Raw genomic sequence first — 13,268 nt, forward strand, 5'->3', positions numbered from 1 at the left:
AGAAAAAACCGCCCAAACAAGGGCGGTTTTTTATTGGTCTGGGCGAATGGAGTACAAATCACTATTGTGTTTGCCACACTCCAAATAGTAACGATGCGCCGCTTTCTTATCTTCCGCGACGACTCTCATACTGTGCATTTTCCCCTGTTCAAAGTAGCGAATTTCGTATTCTACACTCGTATCAAGTTGCTCAGCAGCAGCCATGCTACGCCTCCATAAACTATCCTGATGTTATTGAAGCAATTTATATGCCACTTTAAGGAACGCTATATCGTTCGAGTTTTGGCTAATAATTGCGCACTAACTCACTTTTTTGCGGATAGTTGTGATAAAAAAGTTAATTTCAAACTCTATATACTACTAGGGTGGCAATGTCACTTTGCCAGACTGACGTAAGTTTGCCGCAATAATAAGTGATTTAGATTGAGTATAGAACTTAATCAATGGAAAAGGGAATATGGATCGGTGATGAAATTAAAAAATTTATCTAATAAAGCGGTTCGATATGGATGTATCTTGTTATCTATTTTGGCGCTTGCTGGTTGTGCGAAGAAGTTTTTATACAGCAATATTGATTGGGTAGTGATCGAATATTTAGATGACTATGTGTCTTTAGATGGTGAACAAGAAGCTCTGGTAGAGGAGCGAATCTTATTATTAGCCGATTGGCACAAGAAAGAAGAATTACCTTTATATATCGATCACTTAAAGCAATTGGAGGCACTGAATAAAGACAGCATTACGTTGGAAGCATTGCAAGCGAATCGAGACCAAATGCGTGAACATTATCAACGTCTTGTTTCGAAAGCCGCTCCAGATCTGTTCTCGTTAAGTATGCAGCTCGATAACCAACAAGAAGCAGAGTTTATTGATAGTGTAAGAGAACGTTATAAGGAGAGAGATGAAAAATATGTAGGAAAAACGGAACAAGAACTGAGAGAAGTTGTCTTAGAGAATACAGAGGATTGGATGGAAGAATGGTTGGGGAAATTATCTAGCCAACAAAAAGCGCGAGCCAAACAGCTTTCTCAACAAGTGATTATAAATAGTCCCTTATGGCGTGATTATCGATCTTCCATTATTCAAGAATTAGAATATCTTTTCGAAAATAAAACCAACAGCGTGGTTTACCAGCAAGTATTCATGCAGCTCTTATTTGAACCAGAAAGTTATTATAGTGATCAATTGACTAAGAATATTGATCAAAATATCGCACTAACGGATCAATTCACTCTAGATATAGCTCAATCCATGAGTGATAAACAATGGAAACACTTCCATGGCAAAATCCGAGAGTGGCGAGAACTTGCCGAAGACCTATTGAATTAAAACTCGATAAATCAAATTCTTAATGTGAGTGCTGTAGGAGTGCGCCAGCACTTTTTAATGAAAAACTGATTCAAAGCAAATTCTTATCGCCTCATGAGCGTAACATGGTTTGTCGAACCATGTTGGATAGGATCCTCGCATACCAAGCATCCCTGTGCGTGGCATCCTTCGCCCAAAACAATGAGAATAATTATGAAACATTTAGTTGAAAGATTTCTTCGCTACGTCACGTTCGATACTCAATCTAATCCCCACGAATCAGCTTGCCCAAGCAGCAGCGGGCAACTGGTGTTCGCTCAGCAACTTAAAAAAGAGATGATTGAGCTTGGCTTAAGCAATGTGACGTTAAGTGACAACGGCTACTTGATGGCAAAACTGCCATCTAACGTTGATTACGATGTACCTGCTATTGGCTTTATCGCGCATATGGACACTGCACCAGATGCCTCTGGTAAAAATGTAAATCCTCAGTTTATTGAGGACTATCAGGGTGGCGATATTGCACTTGGTTTGGGCGATGAAGTGTTATCACCAGTCCAATACCCAGATTTGCACGATCTTCATGGCCACAACCTGATCACGACTGATGGTACGACACTACTTGGTGCTGACAACAAAGCCGGTATTGCAGAAATTCTTTCCGCGGTTGCGATGCTGATTGAAAACCCTCAAATCCCACACGGTGATATTTGCATTGGTTTTACACCAGATGAAGAAATTGGTCGTGGTGCGGACTTGTTTGATGTTGAAAAGTTTGGTGCGAAATGGGCGTACACTATCGATGGTGGCCCTCAAGGCGAGCTAGAATACGAAAACTTTAATGCAACCAGTGCAGATGTCATTTTCCATGGCGTGAGTGTTCACCCTGGTACAGCAAAAGGCAAATTGGTTAATGCGATGAACTTGGCGGCAAAATTCCAAGTGCAAATGCCAGAAGATCAGACGCCAGAAACTACAGAAGGCTACGAAGGCTTCTTCCATCTTAAATCAGGTGAACTTGGTGTGGCTCGCAGTGAGCTAGGTTACATCATCCGTGACTTCGATCGTGAAGGTCTAGAAAGCCGTAAAGCCTTCATGCAGAAACTTGTCGATGATATGAACGCTGGGTTGAAGCATGGCTCTGTTGAGTTGAAGCTCACTGACAGCTACTACAACATGCGTGAAATGGTTGAACCATACCCGCACATTATCGACTTGGCGAAACAAGCGATGGAAGATTGTGATGTGGAACCTCTGATCAAACCAATTCGTGGCGGAACAGATGGCGCTCGTTTGTCATTTATGGGTTTACCGTGTCCAAACATCTTCACTGGCGGTTATAACTTCCACGGTATCCACGAGTTTATTTCAGTTGAGATGATGGAGAAATCGGTTCAAGTGATCGTTAAAATTGCTGAGCTAACGGCGAAGAAGCACGGTTAATATCATTTGCTGAGTAATCTCACCATTCAAGTAAACAAAAGCCCAGACACGTGTCTGGGCTTTTTAATTTTGCTCGAGTGAAATGAATTCTGTACGTTTATTAGCCATCCAAGAGGTGGTTTAACGAACGCTTTTTTCTTCGATTTCACTAATTGGCAGCCAGTTCACTTCGACTCCGGCTTGGTCGAACATATCTTGGCTTACTTGAATCTTATCACCCCAACGAGACAAGAAATCTTCAGACTGTTCCGGGCAACTCACGCGAGCGATACCTGTCTGAATGATCTTTGCCGCACAGTTTGGGCAAGGGAAGTGCGTTACCCAGATATCACATCCATCTAAGTCGCGCTTTGAAAACAAAATCGCGTTCTCTTCTGCGTGCAGTGTTTTTAAGTATTTCAGTTCACGTTCATCCGTATCCACACTGTCAGAAACACCATGTGGGTAGCCGTTGAAGCCAACAGAAACAATGCGGTTTTGTTTTGTGATAACCGCACCTACCTGTGTCGATGGATCTTTACTCCAAGATGCCACCAGCTCAGCCATTTGGTAAAAACGTTTCTCCCATTTAGAAATCATACTCATCCTCTCGGTCGAAAGCTTTGAATTATCTGCATGATAACGCATTCTGTTTAAAAAAATAGTCAAAACATGTCTAGCGATCATGAAGATTCTATTTTCCTATGTAGACTTTGATCTCCAAGTGATGATGACGCCATATTCTCATTGCTTACTTCACATCAATTTTCAGCGTGATTCGTGTACATGATCGCAACAAATTTAGCCTGTTGATTACGATGTTTGCGAGTCGTTTCATCGGCTTACACTTTGATACACTTTCCCCGGTTTCTCTTAAAGTTTTCGGACAAAGCACCCTGTAAGGTTAGGGTATTGTCAAACGAATTCTGTTCTATAAAGACGGTATATACATGCAAAAGAAACCACTCGTCGCACTAATGGCGGCAACAGCTATCCTCGCGGGATGCGGAGAAGCAAACAATGCCCAGAAGGGGGCGCAAGCTCCTCTTGTTGTGACTCAAGATGTCACAATTATCGACTACCAACCGAGTAAGTCTTACATCGGTCGCATTGAAGCAGTAGAAGATACGAATATTACGGCACAAGTCTCCGGCTATCTTGAAGCTCGCCATTTTGACGAAGGTCAGATGGTAGAGAAAGGGCAGTTGTTGTACTCCATCGAGCCTTCTTCTTTTGAAGCGCAAGTGGCGAGTGCAAAAGCAGCGCTAGCTCAGGCAAAAGCGGCGCTTAAGAAAGCAGAGCTCGACCACCAACGTGGTAAAAACTTGTTGCCACGTGGCAGTATTTCCCAATCAGAGTTCGATGCGTTGACGGCGACGTTACTTGGCGCGCGAGCAGAGCTTGAAGCAGCAAACGCTCAGCTTAAGCTTGCGGAAGTAAACCTTTCTTACACTCAAATTCGTGCTCCATTTAGCGGTCGCATCAGTGACAGTAAAGTAAGTACTGGTGATCTGCTTTCCCCATCTTCTGGCATTTTGACGACATTAGTTAGCCTAGACCCAGTGCATACCTCATTCAGCGTGAGTGAACGTGAACGTTTAAACCTTGGTATGGACGGTATTAAAGGCGACGGCAGTGCAGAGTCGAGTGGCGTTGAGGTTCAGCTTGAACTGGAAAACGGAGAGTACTTCGAACATCTAGGTCAATTGGACTTTTTAGGTAATCGGATTAATACGCAAACCGGTACGATCGCGATGCGCGCAGTGGTACCAAACCCTGAGCAAAAGCTACTTCCTGGCCAACACATTAAAGTGAACCTTCGCGATAAGAATGCAAAAGACGTCATCGTGATTCCTCGTCGTGCAGTGCAAACGGACCTAGAAGGTGACTTTGCCATGGTGATGGCAGAAGGCAATGTTGCGGAGCGCCGTAACGTTGAACTTGGTGCGCAAGTAGAGCAGGGTATCATCATCAAAGAAGGTTTGAACAAGGACGACACTGTGATTACACAAGGTCTACAACGTGTACGCAACGGTGTAGAAGTGCGTATTCAATCACCTGCTGAACAGAAACAGTAGGAGGCGTCATGTTAAGTCGTTTCTTTATTCAAAGACCGAAATTCGCACTGGTTATTTCGATCATCTTGACGTTGGCAGGTGCCATCTCATTAGCGATCTTGCCTGTTGCTGAATATCCTAAAATCAGTCCACCATCGGTGAGCGTGACAGCATTTTATACGGGTGCAAGTGCTGAGGTTGTGGAGCAGGCGATAGCCGACCCAATAGAAACCTCCGTGAACGGCGTTGAAAACATGATTTACATGTCTTCAAAGAGTGCTAACGATGGTTCTTACAGCCTAAACGTCACCTTCGATGTGGGTACTGATCCAGACATGGCGCAGGTTAACGTGCAAAACCGTGTATCGCAGATTGAGTCAAAACTGCCTCAAGAAGTACGCATGGTAGGCGTAACGGTGAAAAAGCGTTCTCCTGACTTGTTGATGGTTTTGAACTTCTACTCACCTGACGGTAAGTACGATGACAAGTTCCTTATCAACTACATCAACCTGAACGTAAAAGACCAACTGGCGCGTGTTAAGGGCATCAGTGAAGTTAACGTTATCGGTGGTGGTGAATACGCGATGCGTGTTTGGTTAGATCCAGAAAAAATGGCTAACCTGAACCTCACAACAACCGATGTGTACTCGGCGTTGGCGGAGCAGAACGTACAGGTAGCAGCAGGTCGTATTGGTGCTGCGCCATACAACAACCCTCAAGAAGTTCAGTTCAACTTGGTGACCAAAGGTCGTCTTGAGAGCGTGAGCGAGTTTGAGGATGTAGTACTTCGTGCAAACCCAGATGGTTCTACTGTATACCTAAAAGACGTTGCTCGCGTTGAGCTTGGTAAGAAGTTCTATGACGGTAACGGTAAGTTCCGTGGTCAAGATGCTTCTATCGTCGCGTTGTCACTACAATCAGACGCAAACGCATTGGAAAGTGGGCAAGCGGTCATGGACTTGCTTGAACGTTTGAGCACGAATTTCCCTGAAGGCATGGCTTACGAAACCAGTTATGACACAACCGTGTTCGTTGCTGAGTCGATCAAGGGTGTAGTGAAAACGCTGATTGAAGCGATCTTGTTGGTAATTGCAGTTACTTACCTGTTCCTTGGTAGTGCGCGCGCAACCTTAATTCCTGTTGTTGCGATTCCAGTATCCCTTATCGGCACATTCGCTATCATGCAGGCGACGGGTTTTACCATCAACACGGTAACCCTGTTCGGCTTGATCCTCGCCATCGGTATCGTGGTAGATGACGCGATTCTAGTTATCGAAAACGTCGATACCACTATGGCGAAAGACCCAACCATTTCACCACGCAAAGCCACTTTGCTGGCGATGAAAGAAGTAACGGGTCCAATCATTACCTCGACCTTGGTTCTATTGGCGGTATTCCTACCAGTAGCCATGCTTCCGGGGATTACCGGCATCATGTACCGTCAGTTCGCATTGACGATCTGTATCTCGGTAGTTATCTCGTCTATTAACGCATTAACGCTGTCTCCAGCACTATGTTCGCTGGTATTGAAGCAGGGTGGTGGTAACACGGCAAACTGGTTCCAAGCGTTCAACCGTGGTCTAGAGCGTGTAACAGCGCGCTACGGTCAGATCGCTGGCTTCTTGGTCAAGAAGTCTATGTTGCTGATTGCTTTCTTCTTCGTCGCGGTTGCCGCAGTAACTTTCTTCGCGAAAACAACGTCTACGGCGTTTGTACCTCAAGAAGATAAAGGCATTTTGTTGGTGAACGTGCAACTTCCGGACTCTGCGTCACTTTCTCGTACCGAAGAAGTGACCAATGAACTGATGAAGATGGTTGAGCAAGAACCGGGTGTTGATGGCGTGACGGTTGCGAATGGTTACTCATTCATGACGGGTGCCGCAGCATCAAATGGTGCGTCTCTGTTTATCAAACTGCATGATTGGGATACGCGTAACTCACTTGACGGTGAACATGCTGCTAACGCAATTGCAAACCGCATCAACGGTCGTGCTGCGATGGAACTGCCGCAAGCGATAGTATTTGCGATGGGACCTCCTGCCGTTCCGGGTATGGGCGCAGCCTCAGGCTTTGAATTTGTACTTGAGGACACGTTAGGTCGTAGCCGTACTGATTTGTCGATGGTAATGGGTGAAATGATTCAGGCGGCTAACCAAGCTCCAGAAATCGCATATACCTTCAGTACCTTCCGTGCAAATGTACCGCATTACTATGTCGATATTGACCGTGAGAAAGCGCAACAATTAGGTATTCCACTGTCGTCAATCTTCCAAACATTGCAAGGTAACCTTGGTTCGCTATACGTGAACGACTTCACCATGTTTGGTAAGAACTTCCGTGTGACCATGCAAGCAGACAGCGAACACCGCAGCAGTATGGAAGATCTTGAGCGTTTCCACGTGCGTTCTTCAAGTGGCGATATGGTACCACTGAGTACATTAGTGAGCTACGAACAGGTGTTTGAGCCGGATGTTGCATGGCGTTATAACATGTACCGCAGTGCCATCATTCAAGGTCAACCCGCTCCGGGTTATTCAAGTGGTGACGCGATTGCAGCAATGGAACGTGTCGCGGCTGAAGTTCTGCCACAAGGTTACACTTACGAGTGGACGGGTATGGCGTATCAAGAAGTCTTGGCAGGTAACCAAGCGATTTACGCGTTCGCATTGGCATTGATCTTTATCTACTTGTTCATGGTGGCGCAGTACGAGAGTTGGAGTATTCCTTTAGCGATCATCCTAGTGGTGCCAGTGGCAACGTTGGGTTCCTTCCTCGCATTGAACTTAACCGGAACGCCACTCAACTTATACGCTCAGATAGGTCTCGTCCTGCTCATAGCGCTCGCGGCGAAGAACGCAATCCTAATTGTGGAATTCGCCAAGCAAGAGCGTGAAGAAAAAGATGTGGATATCGACAGTGCAGCAGTACAAGGGGGCAAGCTTCGTTTCCGTGCTGTTAACATGACGTCTTGGTCGTTTATCTTGGGTATTTTCCCATTGATCTTCGCCGCTGGTGCGGGCCACGTGAGTCAGAACTCACTGGGTATTTCCCTAATTGGTGGTCTGCTGTGTGTGCTCCTAGCAGGTACTTTCCTGATTCCGGGCTTCTACGCTCTGGTACAGAGAAAACGTGAGAAGATCCACGGTGGTAATACCAAACTGGTTCCTTTAGATGATGAATAAGCACTAAGTAACTTTAAATAGAAAAGCCCGAAGCATGAGAGTGCTTCGGGCTTTTTGTTGGTACTCATTTAAACCGAGTAAGTGAATTTGGGCTACGCGCTGCGAGTTTTAAATTCCGCAACCGCTTCGTCCATGTCATGGGCTTGAGCAGAGACAGAGTCGACTTCATGCAGACACTCTTGTGCGGATTGCATGTTGTTTTCTGAAATCACGTTCAATTCAGTAATCGAGTCGCTCACCTGATTCATCACGATGCCTTGCTCTTCAATTGCTGATGCGATGCGTTCAGAGTTGCCTTGAATTGCATGCATGTCTGTAATGATTTGCTGAAGGCTTGAATCCAGCTTCTCCGATGCTTGTAGGGTTTGCTGACCCTGATCGTTACATTGGTCGATATCAGATACGACCATCGACATTTGTGACTGAATGTCTGATACCACGCGAGTGATCTCTTCTGTCGATTGATGAGTACGACTTGCGAGTGCGCGTACTTCATCCGCCACGACGGCAAAGCCACGACCTTGCTCGCCGGCACGTGCTGCTTCAATTGCTGCGTTTAGCGCGAGTAGGTTAGTTTGCTCTGCTATATCTTGGATGATGTTTACTGCACCGCCAATTTTCGCTACATGTTCGTTTAAAGAGCCAATTGATTGCTGGCTGTTCGAGAGAATACCAGTTAATTGACCGACATTTGTTACTGTGGTTTCAACAACGGTACGACCTTGCTCCGCATTGTTTGCAGCTTGGTGAACGCCTTCTACTGCCACAGAAGTACTTTCAGAGATTTCACCAATCGTGGCGACCATTTGCTGAACTGCTGTTGCCATTGATGAGGTATGGTCTGCCTGAGTGTGGAACTGTTCCATCACACCTTCTAGTTCGCGATGCATGTTGTCAGTACTTGCTGATAGCTGTGCTGACTTCTCTTGTGTGCCATGAATCAGGTGCTCAAGCTTATCCAACAGATCGTTTAAGTGGTGGCTGATGTCCGCCAGTTCATCTTTACCTGCCAACTCTGAACGTAAACCCATGTTATTACTTTCACTGATGTTCTTTATGGTCGCAAGCAGGCTACTAACGCGTGCATTGATTGAGCGTGAGATTTGCGAAATCAGAGCTAAGATAATAATAAATACTACCGCAGTGATAACTTGTTTCACCATGGTGTTTTGACTATCACGTTCGGTCGCTGCATTACTCAACGCAGATGAGAAGGTCTTAAATTGTTCTTCAACTGTGTGTGATAGGGCACGAGTGTCACCCAGTAGACCTTTGTTGTACGCGACTCCAATCGTCTGTCTCTGCGTCGCAAGTTGGCGCGCATTTTCGATTAATGAAGGAACATACAAACCTTGCAACAGACCTTCGTCCATTTGTCCGGCTTTAACTCGTTGCGCGAACTTAGTCAGTGCCATTACTTGTTGGTGGTTTGCATTTTGCTCGGCTTCAGATAAAGCCTGTTCAAAGCTCGCTAATAGACCACTATTTGCATCGAGACCATAGCGTTCGTAAGCAGCAACTAATTTTTGAAATCCTTTTTGGTAAGCCAGTAAATCTTGCTTGAATTGATGACTAGAAGGAAGTTCATAAAGGTTGAGAATGCCAGCCAATTCTTGTTCGATACCCAAAAATTTGTCGACGTTAGCATTGAATTTATCGAGGTATTTGATGTTGCTGCGTAACAAGAAGTCTTTTTCATTACGGCGCAGGTTAAGGAGACGAATTTCGAGATCGCCAACCAATTTGATTGCATGGTTGAGCTCTTGGCTTTGGTTAGCGAAGTGTGACGAGGTACCCAATAGGGTTACAATGCCAAGAATGGCAATTACTCCTAGGGAGTAGAGCTTGTGCCTAATAGTCATATAGTTTGTCCTGAAGAATTGACTAAGTTAAGAAACCCAAAGAGGCTTCCAATGGCTAGCTCTGACGTTTGTTAGTACAGCACTTTCTGGCGTTGCTGTTTTTTTGTCGCTTGCTTGGTTTTGCTATCAAGTCTGCGACGTTGTGAAGCGCGAGTTGGTTTCGTTTTAATACGCTTCTTTTCCTGTCGGCTGGCAGATTGTATCAACGCTTGTAATCGATTTAGTGCGTCTTCTTTGTTCTGCTCTTGCGTCCGACACTGCTGAGCTTTAATGATGATCACCCCTTCTTTTGAAATCCTACTATCCGAAAGGGCGAGGAGTCGCTCTTTATAGAATTCCGGCAGTGTGGAATGACGTACATCAAAGCGCAGATGTATTGCGGACGATACCTTATTAACGTTCTGCCCACCATTTCCTTGAGCCCGGATAGGCAATAATTGGACTTCCCAATCTTGAATTGTGACGGAGTTCGAAATTTTGAGCATGATTACTAAATGCCAATAAGGAATGTGACGATGGCTGATAAATTACCATCAGAGATGTACAAATAGAAGAATTGACATGAACACAATAGATTTAAGCCCCTATAAAGGGTTAATTTTCGATATGGACGGCACCTTGATTGATACGATGCCAGCGCACTTAGCTGCATGGCAAGCGACAGCAGACCGTTTCGAGTTCCCTTTTAACCAAGAGTGGTTGCATAGTTTAGGGGGCATGCCAAGCTTCAAAATTGTTGGCGAAGTGAATCGTCAACACGGTTTATCTCTCGACCCAAAAGTTGTTTCTCGTTTCAAAATGGACACGTTTGCAGAAATGGAACAACACGGTGAAATCATTTCATGCACGAATACGGTTTTGGACCAACATCTTGGTAATAAGAAGATTGCTGTTGGAACAGGCAGTCAACGTGATAGCGCACTGCGTCTGTTAGCAAAAGCAGGCATTCTGAAGAAGTTAAATGCTGTCGTTACGGCAACGGATGTAGAAAATCACAAACCTTTCCCAGATACGTTTCTTATGGCAGCCGAACAGCTTGGTTTGTCTGCACAAGAGTGTGTGGTGTTTGAAGATACCGAGTTAGGAAAAAAAGCCGCTCATGCCGCAGGAATGGATTGTGTGATGGTCGAGGGTAATGAGCTAGTATTTTATCCAAAATCTTAACTTAATAAGTTAATTGTCATTTAAAAGACCACGATATTATCGTGGTCTTTTTGTATAACCTCAGTGAATTTATATAATTCTCATAATGAGAATGTGAATGTTTATTGTGAAATTAATCAAATTATCAATCTAATTATAAAGTATTAATAATCTACACTCGCTATAGTTATTTATTCCTTTTACTAAATTATTTTTACAGGAAAGGAGCATGACACGCTCTCAAAATGTTTATGTAATTTCTTCTGACTCAGATTGGTCAGGGTTAGTTATTGCTGGTTTATCTCATTCTTTTAAAAACTACACTTTTTACACTGAGAAAACTGTCAATAATATATGGAATTTAAAAAATACTGATATTGTTATTTATGATCGCCTTACTTTAGGTAATCCATCATTGCACTTAATCTCACCACTTTCGCGTGGCGGCGCTTGGTTGCTTGCCAATGCGAGTAAGCAAGACTTAGAGGGAGTTCAAGGGCTTATATCTCTGGGTTGGGGTGGGTTACTAGAGAATGACTTTACCTTAGAACTGCTTCACAAATCCGTCCGAATGGTGGCTTCTGGTCAGTTATGGTTTAGTCGAGAAGCCATGTCTTCTTCATTAAAGAATATTGTGAGGGGACAAGTTCATAGTTCTTCATCTGCGGAAGTTCTAGGTGCTAAATACGAACTTTCTACTAAAGAACAGAAAGTATTTATGTATTTAGTTCAAGGTTATTCAAATAAAGAAATAGCAGGTCAACTGAGTGTAAGTTTAAGCACGGTAAAAACACATGTCTCCCATATATTATCTAAAACAGGAAAGCAAAGCCGTTCTCAGTTAGGATCTTTAATGGTTGAGTGATTTTTGATCTAGTTCAAATTAATTATTTGGTTGTCCTTTACTCATCCTTTTATGTGGTTCTTTTGGTCAGATGACCGATAGGAAAAAAGTTAATAAGGCGTACATTTAACTCGTCTACTTAATTCAACTTTTGGTCTATACCGCAGGAAAAAATGTAAAGGAGAACAATCATGAAACGTTTAGCAGGTTTTGCAGCAATGGCGTTGCTTGTATCGGCTGGTGCAGTTGCGAATCCATGGGTCGTTGGGTCTGACGAAGGTCGCGCAGACTTTTACGTTAAATTCAAAGGTGAAGTGCCTAAGCGTTGTGAAATGATGACTTACGGCAACTTGGATGTCATCAATTTCGACTTAACTAAGTCATCTGATACAAAAGAATTTGGCTTTAAAACGTGGTGCAACTCATACGGCACGAAAGGTATCGTCCAAGTTGACCCATTTGGTTTTACCAACAGCAATGAAGATGAAATTCCAATGGAGTACAGCTTCAATGGTGAAACTAAGCTAAAAGACAAAGGGATTGACACTACCGTTGCTCGTATCCATCAAGTGGTTGAAATTAGTAACAACCTAGATAAAACGATGACTGATGAGCACAAACTTTCAATTACCTCTAAACCTCAAGCTGGTGCGCGTTGGGGTGAATACAGCGGCGCGATGTATGTGACTCTATTCCACATGTAGGAAGGAATGCGCTGAGGGAGGTCCCGTCCATCCCTCAGCCATTATGTTGTATGAAAACACTTCGAATATTATTTCTCATCTTGATTTACATGCCAGCACAAGTGTTGGCTTTTGAGCTTTTCCCAATGGTGCAATTTCTTTCCGATTCAGGGAAAGAGACAACGGTATTTTTCAAGGTAACCAATACCTCTCTTGCACCTTTGCCTATTGAGGTGACTGGCGTTAGGCGATTAGTTGAATTCAACAACGAAGAGTCGCTTCTTGAAACCGATGACTTGATGATCTTTCCACCGCAAGTACTTATTCAGCCGGGGAAATCTCAGACCATTAAGGTGCAATACATTGGCGCACCCAAGGGTGTAGCAGAATCCTATCGTTTGATCGTGAGCCAATTGCCACTCAAAGCGGATGAAGTTGAGAAAGATGCCATACAAATGTTGTTCCGAATCGGAGCGCTTGTGTTTGTCTCTCCACAAGATGCGCAAGACCAATATTCCAGCGAAATCACTGTATCCAATGACAACAAGCCAAATCTGAAAATTAGCAATACAGGTTCAAGTGTTATTGAGTTAAACAAACACACTTACTCGGTTGATTGGCAAGGTCAAACGAAGCGTTGGGATTGGGAGCAACTAGAGCCGGTTCTACCGATGCAATATCTCGTGCCAAACCAGAAAGTTCAGGTGAACGTCGAGTCACTTCTTGTGAACTAACGACACCCAGTTTTCATAACGTCGCTGACATAC

At 44.1% G+C, this 13,268-nt stretch carries 12 protein-coding genes; 8 read left to right on the plus strand and 4 right to left on the minus strand.

What is annotated here, in order from left to right:
- Window positions 1-30 precede the first annotated feature (30 nt).
- On the minus strand, window positions 31-204 hold the full coding sequence (locus J4N44_RS20140; protein ID WP_005453640.1) for a hypothetical protein: 174 nt from the start codon (window positions 202-204) through the stop codon (window positions 31-33).
- A 264-nt stretch (window positions 205-468) separates the two neighbouring features.
- Here J4N44_RS20140 and J4N44_RS20145 point away from each other — a divergent pair, with 264 nt between their 5' ends.
- Both J4N44_RS20145 and pepT read left to right on the plus strand, forming a co-directional pair.
- Window positions 469-1,329: a DUF6279 family lipoprotein gene (locus J4N44_RS20145; RefSeq protein WP_252045791.1), complete on the plus strand. Its 861-nt coding sequence runs from the start codon at window positions 469-471 to the stop codon at window positions 1,327-1,329.
- Between the two features lie 192 nt (window positions 1,330-1,521).
- Window positions 1,522-2,751: a peptidase T gene (gene pepT, locus J4N44_RS20150; RefSeq protein WP_005453643.1), complete on the plus strand. Its 1,230-nt coding sequence runs from the start codon at window positions 1,522-1,524 to the stop codon at window positions 2,749-2,751.
- Between the two features lie 120 nt (window positions 2,752-2,871).
- On the opposite strand, the gene J4N44_RS20155 is transcribed toward pepT, so the two are convergent.
- Window positions 2,872-3,330: a dCMP deaminase family protein gene (locus tag J4N44_RS20155; RefSeq protein ID WP_005453645.1), complete on the minus strand. Its 459-nt coding sequence runs from the start codon at window positions 3,328-3,330 to the stop codon at window positions 2,872-2,874.
- A gap of 350 nt (window positions 3,331-3,680) precedes the next feature.
- Between J4N44_RS20155 and vmeY the strand changes: the two genes are divergently transcribed.
- Both vmeY and vmeZ read left to right on the plus strand, forming a co-directional pair.
- Complete coding sequence (gene vmeY / locus J4N44_RS20160; protein ID WP_005453651.1) at window positions 3,681-4,808, plus strand: multidrug efflux RND transporter periplasmic adaptor subunit VmeY; 1,128 nt, start codon at window positions 3,681-3,683, stop codon at window positions 4,806-4,808.
- An 8-nt stretch (window positions 4,809-4,816) separates the two neighbouring features.
- Complete coding sequence (gene vmeZ / locus J4N44_RS20165; RefSeq protein WP_005453652.1) at window positions 4,817-7,969, plus strand: multidrug efflux RND transporter permease subunit VmeZ; 3,153 nt, start codon at window positions 4,817-4,819, stop codon at window positions 7,967-7,969.
- 92 nt (window positions 7,970-8,061) lie between these two features.
- Here vmeZ and J4N44_RS20170 read toward each other — a convergent pair whose 3' ends face one another.
- Both J4N44_RS20170 and arfB read right to left on the minus strand, forming a co-directional pair.
- The gene (locus J4N44_RS20170; protein WP_252045655.1) at window positions 8,062-9,831 is read right to left on the minus strand and encodes a methyl-accepting chemotaxis protein; all 1,770 of its coding nucleotides are present in this window, start codon (window positions 9,829-9,831) and stop codon (window positions 8,062-8,064) included.
- Between the two features lie 71 nt (window positions 9,832-9,902).
- A complete protein-coding gene (gene arfB / locus J4N44_RS20175) occupies window positions 9,903-10,316 on the minus strand; it encodes an alternative ribosome rescue aminoacyl-tRNA hydrolase ArfB (RefSeq protein ID WP_252045656.1) in 414 nt (137 codons plus the stop codon).
- Window positions 10,317-10,392: 76 nt separating this feature from the next.
- Between arfB and J4N44_RS20180 the strand changes: the two genes are divergently transcribed.
- The 4 genes from J4N44_RS20180 (at window position 10,393) to J4N44_RS20195 (ending at window position 13,235) form a co-directional block, all read left to right on the plus strand.
- Window positions 10,393-10,995, plus strand: a complete 603-nt coding sequence (locus J4N44_RS20180; RefSeq protein WP_005453655.1) for a beta-phosphoglucomutase family hydrolase — start codon at window positions 10,393-10,395, stop codon at window positions 10,993-10,995.
- A gap of 208 nt (window positions 10,996-11,203) precedes the next feature.
- Complete coding sequence (locus tag J4N44_RS20185; protein WP_005453657.1) at window positions 11,204-11,839, plus strand: helix-turn-helix transcriptional regulator; 636 nt, start codon at window positions 11,204-11,206, stop codon at window positions 11,837-11,839.
- A gap of 170 nt (window positions 11,840-12,009) precedes the next feature.
- A complete protein-coding gene (locus tag J4N44_RS20190) occupies window positions 12,010-12,522 on the plus strand; it encodes a hypothetical protein (protein ID WP_005453662.1) in 513 nt (170 codons plus the stop codon).
- Window positions 12,523-12,572: 50 nt separating this feature from the next.
- On the plus strand, window positions 12,573-13,235 hold the full coding sequence (locus tag J4N44_RS20195; RefSeq protein WP_252045657.1) for a fimbrial biogenesis chaperone: 663 nt from the start codon (window positions 12,573-12,575) through the stop codon (window positions 13,233-13,235).
- Window positions 13,236-13,268 lie beyond the last annotated feature (33 nt).

Source organism: Vibrio sp. SCSIO 43155, assembly GCF_023716605.1.
In the GTDB taxonomy this organism is placed as follows: domain Bacteria; phylum Pseudomonadota; class Gammaproteobacteria; order Enterobacterales; family Vibrionaceae; genus Vibrio; species Vibrio harveyi.

Coding starts and splice junctions, on each gene's coding strand:
- J4N44_RS20140 (WP_005453640.1), bottom strand. CDS start 204: ATGGCTGCTGCTGAGCAACTTGATACGAGTGTAGAATACGAAATTCGC.
- J4N44_RS20145 (WP_252045791.1), top strand. CDS start 469: ATGAAATTAAAAAATTTATCTAATAAAGCGGTTCGATATGGATGTATC.
- pepT (WP_005453643.1), top strand. CDS start 1,522: ATGAAACATTTAGTTGAAAGATTTCTTCGCTACGTCACGTTCGATACT.
- J4N44_RS20155 (WP_005453645.1), bottom strand. CDS start 3,330: ATGATTTCTAAATGGGAGAAACGTTTTTACCAAATGGCTGAGCTGGTG.
- vmeY (WP_005453651.1), top strand. CDS start 3,681: ATGCAAAAGAAACCACTCGTCGCACTAATGGCGGCAACAGCTATCCTC.
- vmeZ (WP_005453652.1), top strand. CDS start 4,817: ATGTTAAGTCGTTTCTTTATTCAAAGACCGAAATTCGCACTGGTTATT.
- J4N44_RS20170 (WP_252045655.1), bottom strand. CDS start 9,831: ATGACTATTAGGCACAAGCTCTACTCCCTAGGAGTAATTGCCATTCTT.
- arfB (WP_252045656.1), bottom strand. CDS start 10,316: ATGCTCAAAATTTCGAACTCCGTCACAATTCAAGATTGGGAAGTCCAA.
- J4N44_RS20180 (WP_005453655.1), top strand. CDS start 10,393: ATGAACACAATAGATTTAAGCCCCTATAAAGGGTTAATTTTCGATATG.
- J4N44_RS20185 (WP_005453657.1), top strand. CDS start 11,204: ATGACACGCTCTCAAAATGTTTATGTAATTTCTTCTGACTCAGATTGG.
- J4N44_RS20190 (WP_005453662.1), top strand. CDS start 12,010: ATGAAACGTTTAGCAGGTTTTGCAGCAATGGCGTTGCTTGTATCGGCT.
- J4N44_RS20195 (WP_252045657.1), top strand. CDS start 12,573: ATGAAAACACTTCGAATATTATTTCTCATCTTGATTTACATGCCAGCA.